This window comes from Wolbachia endosymbiont of Phyllotreta cruciferae (assembly GCF_918697765.1).
Lineage (GTDB): Bacteria > Pseudomonadota > Alphaproteobacteria > Rickettsiales > Anaplasmataceae > Wolbachia > Wolbachia pipientis.
This window is the reverse complement of record NZ_OU953855.1, coordinates 957,467-981,900: the sequence shown is the minus strand read 5'-3', so window position 1 is coordinate 981,900 and position 24,434 is coordinate 957,467. Positions and strand designations below refer to the sequence as shown.

Sequence of the window (24,434 nt, the reverse complement as noted above, 5' to 3'; positions counted from 1 at the left end):
TATTACGAAACACAGGGAGTGTATGGTCCCAGAGTGTGATGGTGTGGATTTAGTATGAACAATTCAGGAGATTTTGTCCACTGTAAAGATATAAACTCAAAAGGTGTAAGACCCTTAAGAGTTTTGAGTCTTTTAGCATAATTGTAGGCCATAACAAAGTCATAAAGATGCTCTTTGAGTTGCTGGTGAGACTGATAGTAATACTTCTTAACAGTGGCATTCTTTAAAGTTTTGTTCATACGCTCAACTTGCCCATTTGTCCAAGGATGGCTAACTTTTGTTAGACGGTGTTCAATGTCATTTTCTTCACAAGCTCTATCAAATATATGTTGAAAAGCGTATTTATGGCGTTTTTGGTTGGTAAATTGTATACTGTTATCTGTCAAAATAGTGTGGATTTTATATGGTAAAATTTTAATCAAATTACGTAGAAACTCAGCAGCTATAGGTTTTGTAGCACTTTTATGCAACTCAACATACGTAAATTTGGATGTTCTATCTATTGCAACAAACAAATATAACTTTCCTTCTTCTGTTCTGACTTCTGCAATATCAATATGGAAATAGCCTATAGGATATTGTTTGAATTTCTTTTTTGGTTTAACTTCGCCATCAACATCTGGTAGTCTGCTAATGCTGTGCCTCTGTAAGCAACGATGTAGACTAGAGCGAGTCAAGTGTGGGATTGAGGTTTGCAAAGCGTAGAGACAATCATCTAATGGCAATAGAGTATGCTTACGAAATGCAACAATTACAGCCTCCTCTTCTAAAGTTAAAACAGTTGATCTTGCATGCTTCGGACCCATATCAGCGTCTTTGGCAAAAGACCGTTTTCTCCATTTAATGATAGTTTTTGGATTAAGGTTATAGTACCTGGAGAGTTTTGCTATGCTCTCTTTACTATTTTGTATTGCTCTACGAATTGTCTCTGTTGTTTTGGCGCACCCATGTAATATTTGTCCCATAATTCCTCCTTTGATGGTATTGTTTTCTCATATTTTATCATACCATCACACTCTGGGACCATACATCCCCCCTCCCCCCCTAATTCCTATATCAAACCTTTCTTTACTAGATTATATAGTCAATATAAAAAGCCATATAAAATTGCTTCCACTGCTGCCATGAGGAAATTGCTTATTCTTGCTAACTCTTTAGTCAGAGATGACAGGGTTTTTACTGAGGAATATAACTCTCTGTCTGTTTCTATCTAAGAGCCAGCATAGCTGTGGATAAGCACGTTTATACAGATAAAAGTACTTATCCACAGCTACATCAATTTTTCTATTGACTTTTAACACAACTGCTGAACAGACAATGGCGTCAACTTAAGAACTTTCATTAGCAAACTCTCCTAAAGACATGATGGCGTTTGGGCTTATCTACCTTATCGCGGCTATACAATCGTCCCGGTCGGATTTTAACTTTAGCGCGTATACTTGCTCTATCAAAAAGGGCTTGAAAGTTTTTTGGCGCAATAAGTACCTGATAGAGTTTCTGCCTCATTACACCAAATAAAACCGAAAAATTTAAACGATACTCAGCAATTTGATCTGGATTCCAAGGCCCTTGTGCATCACACATATGAAGCGACAATATATTACACATGACTAAGTTTGCCCAAAATTCTTGTAATACAGCCTCTAAATTTACGCCAGAAAAATTCTCTAACTCTGCACCTATTTTGAGTCGTTTATAGCACTCCTCTATATGCCACCTTAATACATAAGCTTTGCTGATATCTTCCAAAGTAAATTTTTCTCGATCAAAAAGTGAAGTAACCAATACCTCTGTTTCTCCGTTGGCTAATGTCAGCACTATTACTCTTACTTTCTGTCCTTTCATTTTATTTTTTAGCTTTTCATTTTCTAATATAAAATCGAAATCTAATTCTCCAGATGCAATTCGTTCCCATAGCTTGCTATAATTTCTTTTTTGCAAGCGAAAAATAAAATCTACTTCCAAATCATAATGCTGCTGAATGAATTTTACTGAAGACGATCATAGATAAATAATAATTTCTTTTGATTTAATGAACGCATTTGAGTGATAACTTCGGGTAATTGCTCTTCCGCCAACGTTTGTTCACCTATATTCCAAGCCGCAAGACGAGCACTACAAATCAGCGAAGTACACAAATCAACAAACAAATTGCCAATGGTGGCATTGTGCCTGTTGTTCCATTTGGTTTAAAGCGGCCAAACTCGGATACAATTTCCTCAGAGCTGGGTAATCTCATACCAGAACCATCTGCTGCAATAAGCCTATAGCCTCTCCAACTCAGGCTCATCTTGATAGGCTGTTTGGATGCTTAAATTCTTTAAAACCTGTATGACAAATCTTATATCTTGCTTTAGAAAAAGCTTGCTTTGAGGGTACATGTCAATGGCTCCATAAGTTCACATTCTATTCCCAAACTTTTTTTAACTAACTTTAAAATCATAGAAAATACTGTCGAAAAAGGAAGTTTTCTTGTTCGTGTAAAACTCAACACAATGGATTCTCTGAAAAGCTTTCGAGTATATTATATTTTTAATTTGTAGAATAAAATTTTTTCCTTTTTGTTTGGTAGAAGTCATAGTTTTAAATCCTCCTGATTAAGTTTTATCGCTATGACTCCCCCACCAGAACCGTGCTTGCAGCTTTCCCGCACACGGCTCCACAATGTAGTATTCACAGCATTTCCTATTTTGTATATAATGAGTAGCATATTCTTGGTTTTGGTAATGGATTAACTTGTAGATAGTGTATAAATTGCTTTGAATTCATACTCTTCTTCTGACTACGTCGGTTTATCCATTTATACGCTAGCTTGATTACCCGCCAGAAGAATTTATTCAACCACCGGTAATTTCCGCTAACTCCGAAGTAGTTATAGTGTCCTGTTAGTTTTGCTTTAAGTATTGACCACCAATCTTTAAGGTGAACTTTATTTCGGATCTTTTTCACCCATTCTTTGATTTCTTTAAGTTTTCTAGATAGATTTTCTTTCGAGGTTTTATGACCTACCATTACTCTACCTTTACGACTCCTTGTACCATAATGGGTGAATCCTAGAAAGTTGAAACTTTCCGTTTTTCGTTTCTCCCTTATTCCTTGTTGCCACTCCTTTTTGCCAAACTTTACTATTCTTGTTTTGTCTTCAGATATTTCCAGTCCAAATTTTCCTAGCCTTTGTTTCAGTGACTCTAAGAGTTCTCTAGCATCTTTTTCTCTTTCGCAGCAAATCAGGTGATCGTCTGCATACCTAACTAGCTCCATATAACCTTTAGATCTTAGCTTGAATTTCTTTTCAAACCACAAATCCAGCACATAATGCAACTATATATTAGCTAGTATAGGACTTACTATTCCCCCCTGAGGTGTGCCTAGTTCAGTTGCTTCATAATGTCCTGCTTCGACTACTCCTGCCTTAAGAAATCGTTTTACTAACCACAGTATGTTTGGGTCTGTTATCCGTTCTCTCAAGCATCTCATTAGCCATTTGTGCTGGACATTATCAAAGAATTTCTTGATATCAACTTCTACTACATAGTTAGTTGGTCTGTACATAACTGCTTTATTTAGTGCATTTACCGCTTGATGACAGCTTCTACCAGGACGAAAACCATATGAGTTATCCAGAAAGTTAGCTTCATAAATATTTTCTAATATCTTCTTCAGCATTATCTGGACTAACTTATCTTCTGTAGACGGTACTCCAAGCCCGCGTTTCTCTTTGCTTCCAGCTTTTGGTATATATACTCTTTTCACTGGTTGCGGTTGATATCGCTTTCTTTTCATACTATCCACCAGAGTGTTGAGCTTCTCTTCAAGATTTTCTCCATAAGCTTCTACTGTCACCTGGTCTATACCGCATGCTTTGTTATGCTTTAGCTCTTTATAACATTCAGCAAGATTCTCTGCGTTTATCAGATGAATTAACGATTAAATTTCAATCGTTTATCTTGCCTGGCTCTTACTGCTATCTGATTTAGTTTTCTTTGCACGTTATTCCAACCTCCGTTGTATTGGCATAGCAATTCCTAAACCAGTCACTATATTGCTGACCGCTTCCCCTTGTATGTGGCTTTCCCACACTCTGAGTACTATCAATCAGTCCGACTTCCTTTATATCTTCCGTCAGTACTCGCCTTTGTTGACTTGTTCCAACGTACCTTAATAGGAATACAAAGGATCTCCCAAGTTTACGTAAACTCCATCTCAACACGTGATACGGCCTCAGATCCCGATAGAGTGAGTGATAACTTGCCCTATTGTTACCCTTCTTGCTGTCTTCCACTATATGCAACGTGTCGACCTCTATGACATCGAGAATTTCGGGACTCAATACCTTCACTTTCGTTGTACCCTGTGTTGTCCATTCCACTAGCTTTACTACGCTCGTTACCTTACGCAGCATAGTGGTTTGTTCCAGCCTGCTGGCTAGGCTTTGCCTGGGTTGGATTTTCACCAACTGGACTTTACGCACTTTGCTTGGCGCACGCATGTTTCACCTAAAAAGGACACATTTTAGACTTCTTTATTGAAATAAAACAGAAACAAAAGTGCTGTTTATTGCACTCTTTGGATAATTTAATGATAAAAAATTTAGAGAGAAATTTTATACACTATCGCTGATATTTTTCCTTAAGTTGACGCCATTGACCGTCCAGCCTCTACTTTTGAGAAGGGAACTCTTTTCTTTCCCACAGATTTTATATCTAAGGTATTGCCCAGAGTTTTTCCCTTCTCCATCTAATGCTTAAGCTTAAAGCATTAGATGCTTTTTTCAAGATACAAGGTATAGCTATACCGCCGCGGTATCTCAGCCACTAACAAGAGATCCCGCTAACACGCAGCGGGATGACGAGACTTATCTTTATGCCGCCGCGAACCGTCATACCGCGATTCATTCGCGGTATCTCTAGATCCCGCTGGGATGACGGTTGTCGTTTAGCTGCAAACATTAAGAAATTTACCAAACGAAAAAAAAGGCAAAAGAAGCCCCGTGGTTGGCTAATTACTTACATTATACTTTCAAGTATGGCGTTTTTTTATTCTAAACACTTAATAACCGCGATTTAGCTGCTTTTAAGCCGCAACTAATCTAAATTATAAACGTTAAGAAATTTACTAAACAGAAAAAAAGGCAAAAGAAACCCTAGGGTAGCTAGTTATTCACTATCCATTTTTTAAGTTGGCGTTTTTTAATGTTTTAAATGCTTTATAAGCGTATTTCAGCTTGTGTAGGTAAAAACCCAGAAATTTGATAAAGACATAGAGTGCACATAGTGCAAAAAATTAAACATGAAACGCCAGATACGTGAGTTTTTTTGTCATTTAATCTGTACAGAGAAGATAAATAAATAGCTTCAGTTTCATGATAAGGGGGCTGGCGAGGTTTGTCAAGGAAGTTTTTTCGTTTCTGTTATATGGTTATGCAAGAAGTCTATTGTATGTTTACACTCTGCATTAAAGCTTTTAGTTAAGAGCATATCCATCCACCGCCGATAACTTGCTCATCTTTATACGCTACACAGGCTTGACCTGGACTGATGCCAAAGTAATCGTCGTTTAAAATGACACAGGCTTTATTTTTTTCGTCAGTTGAATGTATTGTTGCTAAACTTCCCGCATGTGATGATCTCAGCTTCACAGTTACTTCCATACCTTCCTTTGGTTGTTCTAACCAATTTAACTCCTTGATCAATATTTTTTTTTGCATTAATACGTTGATCGGACCTACTATAACCTCATTATTTTCTGTATTAATTTTTATCACATAAAGAGGTTCATTGTGTGCGATACCCAAGCCCTTTCTTTGCCCCACTGTAAAATTTACTATGCCACTGTGCTCGCCTAGCACTTTTCCATTAACATCCACAATTCTGCCTTTCTGTACGGATTGTGGAGCTAATTTAGCTATTGTTTTACTATAGCTTTCGGAAACAAAGCATATATCTTGACTGTCTGGCTTTTCAGAAATTTGTAAACTGAAATATTTTGCTAATTTTCTTATATCACTTTTATAGAACCCACCTAGCGGAAATCGCAAAAGCTTTAACTGCTCTTGAGTTGTAGCAAACAAAAAATAACTTTGATCTTTACTTTTATCAATACTTCTGCACAACTTTACCTCACCATTTTTTTCTAACCTTCTCACGTAATGTCCTGTTACGAGCACATCCGCACCAAGATTTTTTGTAACTTGCAATAGATCACGAAATTTTACCGTTTGGTTACATCTCACGCATGGTATGGGAGTTTCCCCACGCATATAGGTACTCGCAAAATCCTCTATTACTTCCTTTTTGAATATTTCCTCATAGTTTAAAATATAGTGAGGAAAGCCAACACTTTCAGCTACACGCTTAGCGTCATAAATATCCTGTCCAGCGCAGCATGCACCCTTTCTTGCGTTAGCATTACCGTCAGTGCCATAGAGTTGAAGAGTCACACCTATCACCTGGTACCCAAGGTTATGTAGCAGTGCTGCAGCAACCGAGCTATCAACTCCCCCGGACATTGCAACAACAGCCTTGGTCTGGTGCGGAGTTTTATCTTTTAGCAGAGGTTCAATTTCAAATTCTTTTAGCATAACCGCCTTAATTTATAAACGCAAATCTTGTGTCATTCCAACATACAACTGTGCAAACGTTTTGATTTGGGGGCAATTTACATAGTAGATAATGTCATGAAAGTAGCTGACACTGGAATCTAGCTTCTATTACACAAATTCATTAAAACAGCATATTTATTTGTAATCAAGTTTCCTGGATCCCAGTGTTAGCTACTCGGATGACACCCTTTTCTGCTAGAAGTTGCCTTCAAATTACTTGGTGCATGACACTGGGATCTCATTTATATTACATAATTCCATCAAAACAATTCGATAAACTACCTTCAAAAATAATTTAATCTTGCTTGAATAAAACATGGCCAAAATAATCCATGTTTTCAAGCACTTTTCCACTACCTAAGGCAACACAACAAAGTGGGTCATCTGCAACACGAACCGGTAATTTTGTTGTTTCACTGATAACTTTACCTAGATTACGTAATAATCCACCACCACCGGATAAAACTATTCCTCTATCGACTATATCAGAAGAAAGTTCAGGTGGAGTGCTCTCCAGCGCAGTCTTAATAGCAGAAATTATCTGATGTACAGGCTCTATTAAACTCTCTGCAACTTGGTATTCTGATAAAAGCATTTCTTTTGGCATGCCACTCACTAAATCCCTGCCTTTAATTATCATTCCCTCTTTGTTATTTTCACCTGGCAGACTGGCTGAACCTATGCTTTTCTTAATTTTCTCAGCGGTTGTTTCACCGATTAATAACTTATGATTTTCACGAATATATGATTTTATTGCTTCATCCATAATATCGCCACCTACTCTGGCAGAACGTGAATAAACAATTCCGCCTAAAGAAATAATTGCAACTTCAGTTGTACCGCCTCCTATATCAACAATCATAGAACCCTCAGGTTCAGTAACCGGGAGCCCAGCTCCGATTGCTGCAGCCATTGGTTCTTCAATTAAAAATACTTCATTTGCACCAGCACTTTCTGCTGCATCTTGTATAGCACGCCTTTCAACTGGCGTGGATCCAGATGGAACGCATATGATAATATTAGGTTTATTAACAGTGAATTTTGTGTTTGCACTGCGTATGAAATATTTTAGCATTTCTTCCGCACTTTTAAAATCAGCAATGACTCCATCTTTTAAGGGCCTTATCGCCTCTATTTCTCCAGGCGTTTTTCCAAGCATCATTTTAGCTTTTTTACCAAAAGCATAAGGAACGTAACTTCCTTTTTCTTTTATTCTTGCTACAACTGAAGGCTCATCAAGCACTATTCCCTGATTTTTCTGATAAACTAAAGTGTTTGCAGTACCAAGGTCTATAGCAATATCGCTAGCAAACAAACCTTTGAAAGTAAAAAGGCTATAAAACTTTCCGGTTAATTTTCGAACAAAATTCATACATAACTCAAGAAAACCATTTATTAAGACAAATTATACTTTTCAGATAAGTAGTAAGTAACACACTCAACGTCTAAACCCTTACCTGTTACTTTTTTTAGCAGTTCCAGGCCACACTTTGCACTGTATACATTTTGAGATAACCAACTGATAAGTAAACTAAAATCTCCTTTTATTATAGCACTTAATGATTCGTAATGATTCTTTTTAACGAAAGAGAAAATCTGCACAGCAGCAATTAAAGCAATAATTTTTATAGGAAAGTAACCCATAACACCGCTTGCCCAATATTCATCTTGAAAATAAGTGTTTAGCTCATTTTTAGCTTTTACTGGAATTTTATAGTGCTTCATACCTTCCAACCACGCATCATGCAGGTCTTTGACTTCCAATGTGCCATTTATTATATCTTGTTCTAACTTAGTTCTCAACATAATATGAGCTAACAGACTAAATTCATCTGCATTTTTTAAAAAAGAAGAAAGGTTTATTTCATTGAAAATCAAGTACAAATTTTCAACACTGCTAACTTTCTCGTTAGTTTTGCCTTTTATAGCAAATTTCTCTTTTATGTGTGGTTGAATAAACTCAATAAATTCTCTGGATGTTCCAATCATCCTTTCCATGAATAACCCTTGAGTTTCATACATAACATGTCTCGTAATTGGACTACTTATAGAATTTTGCGCTAAACATTTTTGATAAATTGCATAACCACTATGCCGTAAAAGTGAAAATAAACCATAACAAAAATCAGATTCATCATAATCTATAGGGTAGTAATAAGAAGTACGAATCTCATTTAGTGCAATACCCATTTGCTGTAAACATAATGAGCCAAGTTCAATCTGTTTCTGAGTAGCAACTTTTTGTATATTAGTAACCTTATCCTTTTTCTGCTTTTCAATTATTTTATCTACATTTTCGCTAAAAAATTTGCCTACCTTGGGGAATACTTCCCTTATATTCTTTTCTGTGATATCAGAGTCATAGTCAGCAAGCAGTGAGTCGTATTTTGAGCATTTTAATTGCTGCGATTTTATAGAAGCTACTTCGCGAATGAGTGTGATTAAATCAGTAAAACGTTCTTTTAGTTTTTCTAAGTTACTGGTTTCAGAATGGGATAGCTTCCATAAATTTTGGCATTCAACCTTAGCTTTGGATAAAGACTTTACTAAATCAATAGGAACAGCACTGTTGCTTTTATGTATTCTCTCTATTAACTTTAGCTGCTGAGTATTTGCACTTTTTTTGTTACCAAGAGCATCTGCTAATGATTCCTTTATTACGTCATGAGAGATAATTTCATGTCTGATTTCTTCTAGAAGACTCATTTGTTCAACTTTGTCCTCTATATTCAATTGGCTTTGGTTTAGTACTTTTAGCGTATTTTCGATATTCTTTACCCTATATAATACTTCCTCTAAAAACTTATAAGATTTCATATTTGTTCATTATTTTAGAAAACATCTGTTTAACATCGTGATAGATTAATAATAAAGTTAAAAGTATATTTGCTTAAAGTACAATAAAAAATTGTACTTTTTATTCTTTTATTGGATTTTTCTACTCAGAGTCCAGCATATTATAGGAAAATTAATTGTAAGGTTGTAGAAAAAGTATTTAGTATTTTATTTCTCTTGACTATATTACAATATGGAGAGATATTAGCTACTGAAATTAAAGTTACGCACTATTTAAAATTTATGGAGGTTTAGTAATGTGGAGTAGACTGGTTATAATGTGCTGTTTTTGTTTATTACTTACTGGTGTAAGTTCTTGCCCAAAAAAAGGAGCAAATACAACAAATAAAATAAATTCTGTTGTTAAGCAGATAGGTGATAAAAGAGTTTTCTTTGGTTATGATGAATCTAGTATTGCTGAAGTAAGTGCAGATGCATTACTTGACGTAATGGAGGTGTTACAAGATAACCCTGACGCGAAGGTTACTTTAACTGGTCACACTGACAACCGTGGTTCTCATGAATATAATCTTGCGCTAGGCGCTAGAAGGGCAGATGCAGCTAAAAAATTTATGGTTAGTTGTACACCCTACATAGAAAACAGAATAAAAACTGCTTCTAAAGGTGAAACTGAGCCTTTGGTTAATGTAAAAGATGATTCTAGAAATTCTAAATATGAAAAAGAGCATGCTAAAAATCGTAGAGTGGAATTTTCATTTTCTGGAATAAAGAAATAGTTTCTTGCATTAAAACCTGGATCCCAGTGTCAAGCACTGGGATGACATAAAGAAAGGGCACTGGGGTAGACAAAAAAGGACAAACTTGTCATATTTCGTTGCTTGAGTGGGATCTATATATACCACAAATAAGTCGCGGTATGACGTAAGAGATCTGACCTATCTGGCCATCAAGAGACATAATGGAATTAGAGTTATTATTTCAAAATGTGGTTAATAGTTTTGCTTTCTATAACAATCAAGTTGCAGTTGCAGTATCAGGTGGTGTAGATAGTATAGTCTTACTGCACTTAATGACTAACTGGGCAAAAAAAAACAAGCTTTCACTTCCTATAGCATTAACAGTAAATCATGGATTACGTTCAGAGTCTCAAAAAGAAGCTGATTTTGTTGTAAGTTATGCAAAGGAACTTGGAGCAAAGGAATCGTTCATATTAAATTGGGAAAAGCAAAATATTAAAGGCAATATTCAGTTACAGGCACGAAAAGCACGGTATAAGTTACTAGCAGAGTGGTGTAAAAACAATAATGTTAAATGTTTGCTCGTCGCTCATCACAAAGATGATCAAGCAGAAACGTTCTTGTTAAGATTAGAGCGAGGTAGTGGCGTAGATGGATTATCATCAATGGACTACAAGTCTTTCCTAAATGGTATTTATATATTTAGGCCACTGTTAAATTTTAGTCGTAGTGAAATAGAAAAGCACGCTAAGCTTCACCAGTTAAAATGGATCGAAGATAGAAGCAACTATGACTTAAAATACAGGCGAACTTTATACCGTAACTTACTTAAAGCAAGTGACAATCAAGAGATTTTAACAGAGCGAATATGTCTCACAGCCCTTCATATGAAAAGAGCTGCAAAAGCGTTGATGCACTACACACGCCTTGCGTTTAATGACTGTGTTAATGTTCATGATCTTGGTTATATTGAAATTAAACTAAGTGAATTTTATCAATTGCCAGAGGAAATAGCCTTGAGGCTTCTTCTTTACTCTATAATGGCAATTGCCAGTAAACACTATAAACCAAGGTATAATAGCCTTATCGTAATATTTAATAAAATATTGCAAAAGGATAGTAATGTTAACTGTACACTTTCTGGGTGCAAAATAAGAAAGTATGGAGAAAATATCTTGATAATTAGAGAATCGTCAAAGATACAAGAAATTACCGTAAACCTACCTTTAAATGAACCTACTCAATGGGATAACAGATTTAGCTGCACAATACTCGGAAATCAAGAGTGTTCAGTTATCATCGCTCCATTAAAAAAAACACAAAAAGTTCCTGAATTTCTGAAGGATTACAACTGCTGCCCTGAAGTTTTCTATTCTTTGCCTGTAGTGCTAAAAGATGGAAAGGTGCTTGCTTATCCTGATGTAAATTATAACGAAAAAAATACCAATGACGATAAGGCTCAATGCATTATTAATAGCACGATAAAACAAAATTTGGTAAGCTTGATTAGTATTTAGTTAGAAATAGAAATGAAAAAATTTTTAGAAGGCTTATTGATCTGGTTAGTAATTATTGTTCTTATTTCAGTTGCTTATATTCAGTTCAGCGGAAATGTAGGTAAAAGTAAAACAATTATACCTTTTTCGGAATTTTTAACTAGACTAGAAGACAATGATGTAGAAAATATTATTATAAAAAACCAGAGCATTGAAGGCAAGTTCAGGGATGGTTCAAGTTTCAATTCAAACGGTGTCATATATAGCGACCTAATAAAAAATTTACATGATAGAAAAGTGAGATTCTCCTTTTCAACTGGAGATTCCGCCATGAGCGTAATTGGTGGATTACTTATCTCATGGGTCCCAACATTTATCTTTATTGGCTTTTTGCTATTCTTTCTTAAACAAACACAAGCGGGGGGCAACAGAACTATAAGCTTTGGCAAGTCAAGGGCTAGACTTATGACTAGTGGAAAAAAAGTAACATTTGATGATGTTGCCGGAATTGATGAAGCAAAAGAGGAGCTAGTAGAAATCGTTGATTTCCTTAAACAAAGGCAAAAATTTCAAATATTAGGTGGAAAAATACCAAAAGGGTGCCTTTTAATCGGCTCTCCTGGAACTGGTAAAACTTTACTTGCTCGTGCAATTGCAGGAGAAGCTAATGTGCCATTCTTTAGTATTTCTGGATCTGATTTTGTTGAAATGTTTGTGGGTGTTGGTGCAAGTCGTGTTCGTGATATGTTTGATCAAGGCAAGAAAAATGCTCCTTGTATAATTTTTATAGATGAAATAGATGCGGTGGGTAGGCATCGTGGCATTGGTCTTGGTGGCGGCAATGATGAAAGAGAACAAACATTAAATCAGTTATTAGTTGAGATGGATGGCTTTGAGTCTAATGAAGGTGTAATAATAATTGCTGCGACTAACCGTCCGGATGTCTTAGATCCAGCACTGCTTAGACCTGGTCGTTTTGACCGACAGATTACTATTTCTTTACCCGATATAAATGGGCGTGAAAAGATATTAAATACTCATATAAAGAAAATATCAATAGCACCAGATGTAAACGTGAAAACAGTTGCAAGAGGAACACCAGGTTTTTCAGGGGCTGATCTAGCAAATTTGGTGAATGAATCTGCACTTATCGCTGCAAGAAGAAACAAGAAGATTGTTACCATGGATGATTTCGAATATGCACGTGATAAAGTGATGATGGGCGTAGAAAGGCGATCTCTCATTATGACAGAAGAGGAAAAGAGACTGACTGCATACCATGAAGCTGGTCATGCGATGATTGCTGTTAATATGCCTGCTTCTGATCCTATACACAAGGCAACAATTATTCCACGCGGTAGGGCACTCGGTTTAGTTATGAGACTACCAGAAACAGATAGAGTGTCCCTCACAAGAGAAAAGATGCTAGCAGATATAACTGTTGCAATGGGTGGAAGAGTGGCAGAAGAGCTAATTTTTGGCTACGATAAAGTCACAAGCGGTGCATCTTCGGATATAAAACAAGCATCTGATTTATCACGCGCTATGGTAACAAAATGGGGAATGAGTGACAAAATAGGCCCGATCTATCACAATCGCGAACAAACCATACATGGTTCTGAGATAATTTCTGAAGATACGTTAAAACTTATAGATGAAGAAGTGAAGAAAGTTGTATCTTCTTGCTATGAAAAAGCAAAAGACATTTTGACCAAGCATAAGAAAGGCTTAGATCTCATTGCCGAAAATCTACTGGAGTTTGAAACTTTAACAGGAGATGAAATAAAGGACATATTAAATGGAAAAAAAATTGTTAGAGAGGAAAATGAGAAGAATGAGAAAATAAAAAAATCCTCTCTCTATGAGAGTTGACCTCATCTTAAAAATGCTAATCAGCTAACGCTGCAATAAAACATTCAGAATTGTAACTGTCAATATAAATTGTATTAAAATATTCATAATATTGCATTTTCATCACAATAATGCTATCATTCAGTTAGTATTAATGTTTAATGAGGTGTGAGTAATGATTGATATAGCTTCTATTGGTGTAAGTACAGTTATTGATCAGAATTATAGAAGAAAAGCACAATTATGTTTATCAGGATTATTTGTAACTGTGTCAATAGCAACTGTTACCTGGTTTATTTTCCCTGCGTCACAAAATGTATTAGCTCCGTTTTTACTTCCGGCTATGTTCTTGCTCTTCACTTTATCGATGGGTTATTACATGTTCATATTTAGTTGTGAAGAAAAATCTTTGGTAAAGAATGTTCTTGGTATGGTTGAACCGGCTGAATCGGTAAAGAGAGTGCATTGCCAAGAAAATATTAAGTCCTTATTAGCAGAAGTGAGAAGTACTACGAAAGATAGGTTTCGTAACGTGCTTGTTAATCTTTGTTTTGAAGATCGTAGTAAAGCACACAAACTTGCATTATATGTGAAAGAAATTGACGATATTGTGTCTTCAATAAAAAATAAAGACCTCTTAGACCATTTTGATCAATTTTTTACTATTACTGAAGTAAGCAATAAAAAAAATAGAAGTGAATTAATGAACCTCGCAAGGGCATATAAGATGATAAGTGAAGAAGATCCAGACAAAATACAGGATTTTTTAGCTACTCAAACAAAAAGTTATTCATATGAAATAATGTTACCTGAAATTGATAATTTTCTATCACAAGCTAGGTGATTTTATCAATAATTTCATTGTGTACGTGATTATCATTTTTTGTTTCAATTCCAGTGATAACACTGCACCTAACGGGCTCTTTTATGGCTATTTCCTGAAATCCTTTTCTGACCTTATTGTAAAAATTAACATCCATTTCTTCATATTTATTCTTGTCTTTTGCTCTATTTAACCCAACTTTAACATCAATATCTAGAATGAATGTAATATCTGGATATTTAATTTCCACTAGCTTATGTAAGTCCCTTATTAGCCCTAAGTCAACTCCAAACCCATATCCTTGATATGCAATAGTTGAATCAATAAACCGATCACAAATCACTATTTTTCCTTCTGCAAGAGCTGGTAATATTAATTTTTTCATATGTTCGCGCCTCATCGAGATAAGTAGCAAGAGTTCAGAAATAGAATCAATATTATTCGTTAACAATACTCCTCTTACCTTCTCTGCAAAGTTAGTGCCACCTGGTTCTCGAGTCAATACCACATTATTTTCGCCGCGAATTTGCTTAAAATGATTTGCAAGTAGCTTAGATTGTGTTGTTTTACCAGAGCCGTCTATTCCTTCGAAAGTTATGAACATAAGTTTTATAATTATAATACTAAAAAAGAATATGCAAACAGTATACATAGAAACCGTTTGACATTTAAATAATAAGACCGTAAACTACATATGGTATAATAATAGTCTATGGTTGCTCTGAATACTCCTAAAGTCGATTTTAGTTTTACTGCAAAAGATTTTAATCTTTTGGGAGTAGACAATAAATATTATGCATTAAGTGACTGTTGTGGAAAAAATAGTCTTATTATAATGTTTATATGCAATCACTGTCCTTACGTTCAGTCAATTATTAGCAATCTGGTAAGCGATGTTGATCAATTGAAAAAAGATTATCAGGTAAACACCGTTGCAATAATGCCAAATGATGTAAATGAATATCCAGAAGATTCCTTTGAAAATATGATTAATTTTGCCAAGGAAAATAAGTTTACATTTCCATATTTAATTGATAGTACACAGAAAATAGCTAAAGAATACGGGGCTGTTTGTACTCCTGACTTTTTCGGCTTTAATTCCAATTTAAACCTTTGCTATCGTGGACGTTTTAACGACACAAAAAAAGAAAAGGTTCAAAGCTATGAAGTAGGAAGTAGTGACTTATTTCAAGCTATGAAATTTATTGCAGAAACTGGTAATTCTCCAATTGACCAAAAATCAAGTATTGGCTGCTCAATTAAATGGTCTAATTCTACAGGTTAAATATCATGCACAGTGGCTCTCAGCATTTGTTTGATATTATAATTTTGCTTTCTGCTGCTGTGTTTATAGTCATAGCGTTTTGGAAAATGAATATTAGTCCAGTGCTCGGTTACTTCGTTGCAGGTGCAGTTATTGGTTCTCATGGGTTTAATCTGATACACTCAGCTGAAGCAATGGATAATCTTGCAGAATTTGGTGTAGTTTTCCTATTATTCATTATAGGCCTTGAATTGACATTTGAACGCCTGATCGCTATGCGTATTCATGTATTTGGGTTCGGTTCTCTTCAAGTTATAGTTACCATGGTAGCAATATGGTGCATCGCTCTTGCTTTCGGAGTGAATACGAATATAGCAACAGTTATTGGTGGTGGGCTTGCGCTATCCTCAACAGCAATAGTGTTGCAGGTTCTGCAAGAAAAAGGTTCTCAAGCAAGTCAGGTTGGTAGGTTGTCAATAGCAGTACTATTAATGCAAGATTTTGCAGTAGTACCATTAATAGTATTGGTACCTTTACTTGCTGGCAATTCTGAGCACAGCCTGATAAGCTCATTGGCAGGTTCATTGGTGCAAGCAGCTATTGCATTAGTGCTGATATTTATAACTGGTAGATTATTGCTTAGACCTTTATTTTCGGTTATTGCTAAAATGGAAAGTAATGAGGTCTTTATATCAACAACGCTTTTAATAGTATTAGGAGCAGCATTTATTACTGAGCAATTCCATTTATCGTTGGCATTAGGTGCATTTGTCGCTGGATTGTTAGTTGCAGAAACAGAATACAGACACTCAGTGGAACACGCGGTATTACCATTTAAAGATTTGTTTCTTGGCTTATTTTTCATGACTGTTGGTATGTCCATCAATACCGAACTTTTACTCAATAAGTTACCACTAATTACTTTATTATCGATTATCCTTATCGTTTTAAAAACATCTATCATATATATATTGTGTAGATTTTTTGGATTTAAGAGTGCACCTGCTATACAAGCTGGGTTACTGCTTTCACAAGGCGGTGAATTTGCGTTTATTTTATTTCGCTTAGCAGATGAGCTAAATGTGCTACCAAGTGAAATCGCTCAAGTACTTATGATGGTAACTACAGTAACCATGGCTTTCACTCCTCTTTTATCGGGGCTTGGAGATTGGATAGCAAACTCATTTAGCACTGAGAAAACAATATTAGATGATGAAGCTGTTGAAACAGATACACAAGATCTTTATAACCATGTGATAGTTGCTGGATTTGGTAGAGTGGGATATATGGTAACAAAAATGCTTACGGCAGAGCATTTAAGTTACGTTGTTGTAGATATTCAATCGAAAATAGTCAAAGAAGGAAAAAGTGATAGTTTTCCTATATATCTTGGAGATGTTACAAGATGTGAAATTTTAAAATCGGTAGGAATAGAAAGAGCTCAAGCTCTCGTTATTTCAATAAAGAATGAAGTTACTATAAAAAAAGTTGTTTCTTTAGTTGCAGCAAATTTTCCGCATGTAAATATTGTAATACGCTTACCAGATCTGAGTAATGTGGAGGTTTATAGAGATCTAGGAGCTAGTAAAATTATTCCTGAAACATCTGAGATAGGATTGCAGCTAGGTGGAGCTGCACTGAGCCTTAGTGGTATTAGCGAAAGTGGAGTTACGTCTTTAAAAAGTAGATTCAGAAAAGGCAATTACAGTATGTTAAAAGACCTTGGTAGTGATAAAGATGAATAACTACTTTTCTAATTTTATGTACAGAAAGCTTCAAGCTTTATTGAGGTTTTGCCTATAGTAAATTACGCACATAATCAACCAAGTTAAGGAAAGTGCAAACCAAGTGATTGCATATTCCAAATGCTTCATTGGCTGTATAGCTACTTTGCTGCCAAAATTGTTCGGCCACAATACACACTTCTCTAGCTTAATACCTAACTCATTGGAAATTTCTTCTGTACTCAGGGTAAACCATGTATTCGAAGCAGTATCGTTCTTGATAAACCAATTTTTACTTTTATTGCTATCGCAATATAAAATTCCATCTGCAACTACTTTTTCAATTTTTACTTTTTTCTCCTTTTTTTCTCTGACTATTCCTTTATTCACCAACATGTAACGTCCAGTGGTGAGCAACATAGGAGACAGCACGTGATAGCCGTGTTGCCCTGCAAAAACATATAGTTCTATGTCACTTAGAATCCCATCAATCTTGACATGCCTATAGTTAAATTTTTCAAGGTCGTTATTGGGCAATAGATGAACCACTGGAAGACTCATACTTTTAATAATATTATTCTTCCAGTTCAATCTGAATATTTGCCATAACCCTAATAAAAAAAGAAGTGAGCAAGGTATAATTAAAATAAATACTATCTTTTTTAACACTCTATATTTGTGTTCTTAAATAGTTTTCAACACCCATTAGTTCAATAAGATCGATCTGTTTCTCAATCCAATGAAAGTGCTCTTCTTCATTTTTTAACATCTCTTCTAATAACATTACACTAACAAAATCCTTTTCTTTCTCAGCGATAGAAATCGTTTCTTTGATATCCTTAATACCTTTTCCCTCTAATTTCAAATTAGCTTCTAAGATTTTCCGTATTGTGTCTTTTGTAAACTTTCCATCATACTTTGATATTTCGTTTGTATCCTGAAAATTTGGGACTCCTTTAAATAACAAAATTCTTTCTGCCAACTTGTTTGCATGTTCAAGTTCTTCGTTAAGCTCATTTTTTACCTTTTCTGCAAGTCTATTAATTCCATTGTTTTTGAGAATCGCAAAATGCAAAAGATACTGGCGTACAGAAGTCAGCTCATTGGTCAATAATTTGTTCAAATGTTTTACTATCTCTTCATTCATAATCTTCCCTTAGTTCAATTCATCAGCATAATTTATATGATAACGATAGTTATAGCAACTCATTTAATAGTTCCTTTGATAACAACCGTATTAAATAGCATGTCGTGGTATGTCTGTTTTTTCTTAGAGAAGCAAGCAACTAGATACCAGCAGAGAGTGAGTAGCACTATAATTACTTTCAATGCACTCAAGACATTCACTAATACTTCCTGATCTCGCAAAAATTCAGTAAGGACAACTACTACACTGTTTAACAAAGGAAGAAAAAACTGGGAAGAGCTTCTGTCAAACGCTAAATTCAAGTCTATTTTAGAATTATCTAAATTGATAGTATACATATTCATTAACTGTTGACCGGGAGTTGCTTGGGCCTTTGAAGATATAAAATATGTGAAGTAACTACAATTTACACACATGTATGATAGATGTAAAATCAACGGAGAATCCTCTAATAGCAGTATAATTAATAAAGTTGGAATTAATAAAATTGCTACATCTATTAAATACGCGCAAAAGCGTCTTGTTATACTGGCAATCTCTGTAACAGCGGTCATTACCTATCTTCTAAATACTTTATTACAAAATCTGTAAGTTTATCAAAATGTTGAAAACATAACAAATCTTCATAACCGCTTATTGATTGACCGTATATAATAGGTAAACAATTGGCATTTTGTGCACACAGAACATCTGTGATGCTATCACCAACGAAAAACACATTTTCTCTATTTATAGGCAACGTACTCTCTTCTAATGCAAATAGCAGTGGGGTTGCAGATGGTTTATCTTCTGCAGTATCGGATGACCCAACCACTCTTTCAAAGTAAGAATCTAGTTTAAAATAGGTAACTTCTTCACGTAAATTAGTATTTTTCTTATTACTTACTATTGCTAGATAAACATTGTGGCTTTTCAGTGTCTGCAACATTTCCTCTACTCCTTGATTCAGAGCAATGTTTTGTAATAGCGCATTATCTAAGTATTGTTGATATATGTGATTTGCTTTTTTCCACTGATCGCCAAACAAATTGACCATATAGCTCTTTCTCGACTCATGGGAATTTCTATCAGCAGCTTTATTACTATACCCCATTGAGTTTATGGTATGCTTAATAGCATTAAAAATGTTATCTTGAGTGTCAACTAAGGTATTATCCCAATCGAATACTACTGCTAATGGGCTATCTTTCATTTCTTACATAATTATACATTTTAACTTAATAAGTAAATAGCATTTTAATGAAAAAGATATAAATAGGACGCCCTTGATAAACACTTTTTACCACAAGTTATGTTAACTGTTTTTTATATAATTAGCTAATATACTGGTTATATGATATGTTTTAATAGGTAACAGGTATGGCCCAGACATCTAAAGAAAGTGTTGAAAAAAAGTTTAAAGATGTTTTTGAACGTTCTCCAGGTGCTTTTCCAGAAGGTACCTCATTAGAAGAGAAGGTTAATTATATCGCAAAAGGAACAGAGGCTCTAAAAGCTGTGAAAAGTAAGGAGCTTGAGAACAAAATGAAAAACGTTGCAGAATTGAGTCAGAAATTTGAAAGTCAAAAAGGACGTGCAGATGAAAAAGTACGTCAAGATTTTGAAAGAATTGCTGAGCTTGACCAACAATATAAAGGGCTTACTATTACCCACAAATAAAAACATAGTATTGTATTTACTCAAATAATTTAATTTTATTAACCTGAAAGCTTATTAGATTAAAATTATTAAACTAAGAGTTATAATTTTAGCAACTAAAAGCTGTAAATTGCACCATATAAACAGTTATTTCAAGCAAAAGTTATGCCATTAAGAGCTATGCAACAAACATTTATATTTGTGGGTAATAGTAAGGGCTTTATTAAGTGGAGGTTGTGATGAGTTTAGTAGACAATTTGTAGGTTTTTTAAACAACTGTCCATCTTTTTTGCATTCGGCTAATAAGCCTGGCTTTTTTCCTACATTCTTTTTTGGTATGTTTTCTACTGCACATGATGCAGGTATATTAGTTGAAGATGAAAGAGTCTATTTTCGTTTTGACAATTATGGAAATCTAAAAGTTGCTGTTCTCACTAATAAAGAAAATAGAAGAATAGTCAGGTGTTATACTGTTGCTGATAATGAGAACAGCCCTGGTCAAGGTCTTACTATTACCCACAAATATAAATGTTTGTTGCATAGCTCTTAATGGCATAACTTTTGCTTGAAATAACTGTTTATATGGTGCAATTTACAGCTTTTAGTTGCTAAAATTATAACTCTTAGTTTAATAATTTTAATCTAATAAGCTTTCAGGTTAATAAAATTAAATTATTTGAGTAAATACAATACTATGTTTTTATTTGTGGGTAATAGTAAGGGTCAAGGTTTAGTGCAGAAGAGAAGCAGCAGGTAGAAGAGAATCTTCCACAAGAATTACAGGAAGATGAGGATCTGGATTGGGAAGAGTATAAAATATTTCGGTTTGGAGAAGAATGTAGGTTTATTCATGAAATAGATAGATTTCCTCAACGTGATGAACCTGGAGCTCCAATTTTTCATGAAATTAACCCAATCAGAGAACAAGGTGAATTGTTAGACCTGATGAGTGAGTTGGCAAATGATGATACAGGAGAAGTGCGTACTAATGTTAAAAGAATTTTGGAATATGTTATTGATATCCATGATGAACATGAAGATAGCTTAGTGTTTCGTGCAGAGTCTGATTACCACGGTTTTCTGTGTGGGTTTTTAGTAAATTTTAGATACCGAGCTGTGGCTGATCTCTACCCAGAGCTACTTATAGGAAAAGGTTATGCAGATGTTGTTTTGCTTGTTCGTGGTGTTGATCAGACAAATGATTCGGTTCCAATTATAATTGAGTTGAAGGTTGGTGATGAGGAAGGATTAGAGCAAGCTAAAGATTATGCTAAAAGTTGTTCTGTTTCGTCTTTGCCTATTCATACCTCATCACCAAGTGCTGTTTGTGTAGCGTTAAATTTTCAATTACGTGGAGGTGCTGGTCTCCGAACTTCTGTGCAGGCCTTTTCAGAAGGTGGTCTTTCCTTAATACCGGGTTTACTACATCCTCATGGAAATGGAGTTAGGGGAAATGTAAAACGTTTTTTACAACCCATAGCATCAGAGTTCACTCAATCGCCTCATTGTAACACTTTTTCCTGTACGTCATCGTTTGTTTTTGGAAATGTTTTATCTACAAGGAGGGACTTAGAAACAAATGATGGGCGGGAGGTAAGGGTTACCAAGTATCTATTTAACCACTCTCAGGGAGAGAAAATGAAACGTACAGGTGGTAGGGGAGATGCAGCAGATATTGTAAGCCATGCGTTAACTTTAGCTCTATTTTTATCAAATATTGGTTTTGTTGTGCTTCACATTTTTCGTCGTTTAAAGTGGCAGACTTTACCAGACAAGGCATTGAACCTGTCGTTACTGCCTCAAGCCACAGATGATGCTAAGGTGCGTCAAGTACTTTGTGAAGTAGATGTCCAGGGTCATCTGGAAGTGGCTTCTGCAAAGAAATTCGAATCACTACGTGCTTACTCACGTTCTCATAGTGAAGGTTATTTCGAGGGAAGGTTTTCAGAACAAATGGGTAATGTTAGGAATTTACATCAACTTGCAGATCAGTTGATGAGTGCTGAGCCTAATTTTGGTAATGATGGTAATGTTAATGGTGAGTACAGGGCTAGGTATGAAGTTTTATTTAATGAGATTTCTCGTCTGTTGTCTCCGTTATTAAATGGAAACCGTCTACTCGTGAACAATGAAGCTAAATTTCAGGCTTTGTTGCGTGGGATATTTCAAAGTTGCGATAATCCTGCCAAGGTAATTATTGAGTTCCAGCTACAGAGAGGAAGGAAAATAGACCTAGTATTATCAAAATCTGCGGAAAATGATGATACTCATCCAATTGGAATAGAGTTGAAGTATGCTAACACCGCAGAACAAGTTGAACGAAAAAGGGTGGAGGCAAATCGACAGTTAAGTGAATACGAATTTTGTGGAGGATGCAAGCGTATTACTGGGGGAGATGCGATGGTTTTGTTATACGCTATATAAATGCTGTAGGACAAGAGCAGGATCTGATATTGATTGGTGGGCTTCGTAGAGCATCTGGGTTTTCTAGATGACTTGTAACTAATAAAAGTACCAAAGATAAGGTTATTTATGGGTAAAATTATGCATTAAGCTAGAGTGCGTTTGAGTAAGGTTGGAGAAAAAGCAAGGTCTTTGAGCAAGAAAATTTGATTTATGTTTTCTTAAGTTAAAGTTAACCTGATGAAGTTTGTATAATTTATTGTTGGAGTTTTTTTGTTCTATTTTTACTGTAAGTTCAATCTGCTCTATCTTTGGTCTTTTTTTCTTAGTTTTGCGGCAAGTCTAATATTTTTACTACTTAATGGAATAACTTGCAGAAAGTGGAGATATAATGCTAAGGCAGAGGAGCTCAGACAGTTATCTTAAACAATAAAGAAATACTAAAGGCAAAAGATACGCTTGCGTAGTTCGAAAGCTTTCTATAGGATAAGCCTCACCTGATTTACAAATAGAATTGTTATGTTAGATGTTTGCTATTTATTCTTAAGCTCATTTTAACAGCATTTTGCTTTTTTTAGTATGTAGGGGTTTTCTAGGAATTATCCTACTGAATTCTATGATATTATTTTTTGTAACATTGTTATACATATCATGATAAGGGGGCTGGCGGAGTTTGTCAAGGAAGTTTTTTCGTTTCTGTGGGCTACCTGGATTAATATTATATAGAAGGTTTGCTGCCAATAAAGCCTAAACTTACCAAATACATTTCTGTAGATTCAGATCTACTTGACTTTGGTTTAAAGTATTTTACTGTTTTAAACATTTTTTTTAGCTCGTTACAAAAATCTTTATCAGATTCTCCTTGGAAAATTTTTACTACAAACGTGCCACCATGGCTCAAGAAATGCTTTGCAAAATTGAGCGCTGCCTCACATAAAAGCATAATTCTGATATGATCCAACGATTTTAAACCACAAGATTCGGGCGCCATGTCAGATAAAATTACATCAAATTTTTGATCCTTGAATTTTTCTCTTAAAATTTCAAACTCATTGATAATATCACATTGTATAAACTCTACTCCATTAATTGCGTTCATTGGTTTTATGTCAAGAGCAACCACATTTGCACCTTTCTGAGATGCAACTTGTGACCATCCACCAGGAGAAGCACCAAGATCAATAATTTTTTGCCCTTCTTGGAATAATTTAAATTTGTTATCCATTTCTACCAGCTTATATGCTGAGCGTGACCTATAACCATCCTTGCTAGTTTTTTGCACATACTGATCATTCAAATGACGATGTAGCCACCTTGTTGAAGATAGTTTTCTGCCTCTAGCCGTCTTTACTCTAGTTTTTATTGCTAATACCCTACTTATTATTGATTATATCTTTAAGCTCTTTTTCAACTACTTCTTTTACCAGTGCATGTAGATATTTATTCAGCCATTCTGAGAGCTGAGGTTTTAAAAGAGATGTAACTAATTCTTCAACAGTAAGGTTCGCTTTTTTTTGTTGTTTATGCTGTAATTCGTTTTGCATTTTTCCAAGCAACGCTTTGATCTCTTCCATATTCTCTTTTAAAATTAGATGATCGTTATTTTGCGCTTGTAAGCCGCTATTACTCGCTTTGTTATTACTCATTTGGATATTATCGTACAAATAAATATCTTTTTTTTCTTCTGAATTGTAGCTATGGCCATTAAATTGGTTATTGTTGCAAGCCATTTCCTCACTTTGGTCATCATTATCAATGTCCTCTTTTTCATTATTTTCTTTTTTGCCATCTTCTTCTATTTCTTCTGGATACTCTTCCTCAAGGTATAGCACATCATCATTTTCATCCTTTATTTCTGCTTTATCGTTACTCGCGTTTTTACCCGATATAGCTTTTTTTATATCTTCTAGGATATCTTTTACAGATTGATTGCCTTGTTCATCATGCATAGTGC

Annotated in this window: 20 protein-coding genes and 2 pseudogenes; 9 read left to right on the top strand and 13 right to left on the bottom strand. The window is 35.0% G+C overall.

Going from position 1 to position 24,434, the window contains the following annotated elements:
• Positions 1-2: 2 nt before the first annotated feature.
• The 6 genes and pseudogenes from NL281_RS04600 to NL281_RS04575 all read right to left on the bottom strand — a co-directional run bounded on the left by NL281_RS04600 (position 3) and on the right by NL281_RS04575 (position 9,418).
• Positions 3-965: an IS481-like element ISWpi4 family transposase gene (locus NL281_RS04600; protein ID WP_065094971.1), complete on the bottom strand. Its 963-nt coding sequence runs from the start codon at positions 963-965 to the stop codon at positions 3-5.
• A 376-nt stretch (positions 966-1,341) separates the two neighbouring features.
• Positions 1,342-2,579 (bottom strand): annotated as a pseudogene (locus NL281_RS04595) (IS4 family transposase).
• 106 nt (positions 2,580-2,685) lie between these two features.
• Positions 2,686-3,783: pseudogene (gene ltrA, locus NL281_RS09225) on the bottom strand (group II intron reverse transcriptase/maturase).
• A gap of 1,684 nt (positions 3,784-5,467) precedes the next feature.
• Positions 5,468-6,580: a tRNA 2-thiouridine(34) synthase MnmA gene (mnmA, locus tag NL281_RS04585; RefSeq protein WP_253303008.1), complete on the bottom strand. Its 1,113-nt coding sequence runs from the start codon at positions 6,578-6,580 to the stop codon at positions 5,468-5,470.
• Positions 6,581-6,896: 316 nt separating this feature from the next.
• The gene (locus tag NL281_RS04580; RefSeq protein WP_007548791.1) at positions 6,897-7,973 is read right to left on the bottom strand and encodes a rod shape-determining protein; all 1,077 of its coding nucleotides are present in this window, start codon (positions 7,971-7,973) and stop codon (positions 6,897-6,899) included.
• Positions 7,974-7,996: 23 nt separating this feature from the next.
• Positions 7,997-9,418, bottom strand: coding sequence for a gluzincin family metallopeptidase (locus NL281_RS04575; protein WP_253303007.1), 1,422 nt, complete (start codon positions 9,416-9,418; stop codon positions 7,997-7,999).
• 275 nt (positions 9,419-9,693) lie between these two features.
• Between NL281_RS04575 and NL281_RS04570 the strand changes: the two genes are divergently transcribed.
• The 4 genes from NL281_RS04570 to NL281_RS04555 all read left to right on the top strand — a co-directional run bounded on the left by NL281_RS04570 (position 9,694) and on the right by NL281_RS04555 (position 14,325).
• Positions 9,694-10,173 (top strand): OmpA family protein, encoded by a 480-nt coding sequence (locus tag NL281_RS04570; protein ID WP_010081889.1) that lies wholly within the window; start codon positions 9,694-9,696, stop codon positions 10,171-10,173.
• A gap of 182 nt (positions 10,174-10,355) precedes the next feature.
• Positions 10,356-11,651: a tRNA lysidine(34) synthetase TilS gene (tilS, locus tag NL281_RS04565; protein ID WP_253303006.1), complete on the top strand. Its 1,296-nt coding sequence runs from the start codon at positions 10,356-10,358 to the stop codon at positions 11,649-11,651.
• A gap of 12 nt (positions 11,652-11,663) precedes the next feature.
• A complete protein-coding gene (gene ftsH / locus NL281_RS04560; RefSeq protein WP_253303005.1) occupies positions 11,664-13,502 on the top strand; it encodes an ATP-dependent zinc metalloprotease FtsH in 1,839 nt (612 codons plus the stop codon).
• 154 nt (positions 13,503-13,656) lie between these two features.
• Positions 13,657-14,325 carry a hypothetical protein gene (locus NL281_RS04555; protein ID WP_010081999.1) on the top strand — a complete coding sequence of 223 codons (669 nt, stop codon included), beginning with the start codon at positions 13,657-13,659 and terminating at the stop codon, positions 14,323-14,325.
• Here the strand turns inward: NL281_RS04555 and tmk are convergent.
• A complete protein-coding gene (gene tmk / locus NL281_RS04550; protein WP_010081998.1) occupies positions 14,318-14,908 on the bottom strand; it encodes a dTMP kinase in 591 nt (196 codons plus the stop codon). The genes NL281_RS04555 and tmk overlap by 8 nt on opposite strands.
• 108 nt (positions 14,909-15,016) lie before the next feature.
• Here tmk and NL281_RS04545 point away from each other — a divergent pair, with 108 nt between their 5' ends.
• The gene (locus NL281_RS04545; protein ID WP_253303004.1) at positions 15,017-15,589 is read left to right on the top strand and encodes a thioredoxin family protein; all 573 of its coding nucleotides are present in this window, start codon (positions 15,017-15,019) and stop codon (positions 15,587-15,589) included.
• 5 nt (positions 15,590-15,594) lie between these two features.
• Positions 15,595-17,313 (top strand): monovalent cation:proton antiporter-2 (CPA2) family protein, encoded by a 1,719-nt coding sequence (locus NL281_RS04540; RefSeq protein ID WP_182319809.1) that lies wholly within the window; start codon positions 15,595-15,597, stop codon positions 17,311-17,313.
• A 30-nt stretch (positions 17,314-17,343) separates the two neighbouring features.
• On the opposite strand, the gene NL281_RS04535 is transcribed toward NL281_RS04540, so the two are convergent.
• Genes NL281_RS04535 through NL281_RS04520 form a run of 4 tightly spaced genes read right to left on the bottom strand, consistent with a single transcriptional unit; the run spans position 17,344 to position 19,631 of the window.
• The gene (locus tag NL281_RS04535; protein ID WP_182321165.1) at positions 17,344-17,961 is read right to left on the bottom strand and encodes an SURF1 family protein; all 618 of its coding nucleotides are present in this window, start codon (positions 17,959-17,961) and stop codon (positions 17,344-17,346) included.
• 1 nt (position 17,962) lies between these two features.
• Entirely contained in the window at positions 17,963-18,439 is a 477-nt protein-coding gene (gene bfr, locus NL281_RS04530; RefSeq protein ID WP_077188433.1) for a bacterioferritin, read from the bottom strand.
• A gap of 59 nt (positions 18,440-18,498) precedes the next feature.
• Positions 18,499-18,993 (bottom strand): RDD family protein, encoded by a 495-nt coding sequence (locus NL281_RS04525; protein WP_077188432.1) that lies wholly within the window; start codon positions 18,991-18,993, stop codon positions 18,499-18,501.
• Positions 18,993-19,631, bottom strand: a complete 639-nt coding sequence (locus NL281_RS04520; protein ID WP_253303003.1) for an HAD family hydrolase — start codon at positions 19,629-19,631, stop codon at positions 18,993-18,995. Before NL281_RS04520 ends, NL281_RS04525 begins: the two co-directional genes overlap by 1 nt.
• A gap of 167 nt (positions 19,632-19,798) precedes the next feature.
• On the opposite strand from NL281_RS04520, the gene NL281_RS04515 reads away from it, so the two are divergent.
• From NL281_RS04515 to NL281_RS04505, 3 genes are all read left to right on the top strand, one after another.
• Positions 19,799-20,098, top strand: a complete 300-nt coding sequence (locus NL281_RS04515; protein ID WP_253303002.1) for a hypothetical protein — start codon at positions 19,799-19,801, stop codon at positions 20,096-20,098.
• A 178-nt stretch (positions 20,099-20,276) separates the two neighbouring features.
• Positions 20,277-20,627, top strand: a complete 351-nt coding sequence (locus tag NL281_RS04510) for a hypothetical protein (RefSeq protein ID WP_253303001.1) — start codon at positions 20,277-20,279, stop codon at positions 20,625-20,627.
• A 404-nt stretch (positions 20,628-21,031) separates the two neighbouring features.
• Complete coding sequence (locus tag NL281_RS04505; protein ID WP_253303000.1) at positions 21,032-22,501, top strand: PD-(D/E)XK nuclease domain-containing protein; 1,470 nt, start codon at positions 21,032-21,034, stop codon at positions 22,499-22,501.
• 697 nt (positions 22,502-23,198) lie between these two features.
• Here NL281_RS04505 and NL281_RS04500 read toward each other — a convergent pair.
• Together NL281_RS04500 and NL281_RS04495 are read right to left on the bottom strand one after the other, a co-directional pair.
• A complete protein-coding gene (locus tag NL281_RS04500; protein ID WP_010962344.1) occupies positions 23,199-23,777 on the bottom strand; it encodes an RlmE family RNA methyltransferase in 579 nt (192 codons plus the stop codon).
• Positions 23,778-23,853: 76 nt separating this feature from the next.
• Entirely contained in the window at positions 23,854-24,429 is a 576-nt protein-coding gene (locus NL281_RS04495) for a PopZ family protein (RefSeq protein WP_010082598.1), read from the bottom strand.
• Positions 24,430-24,434: the final 5 nt, after the last annotated feature.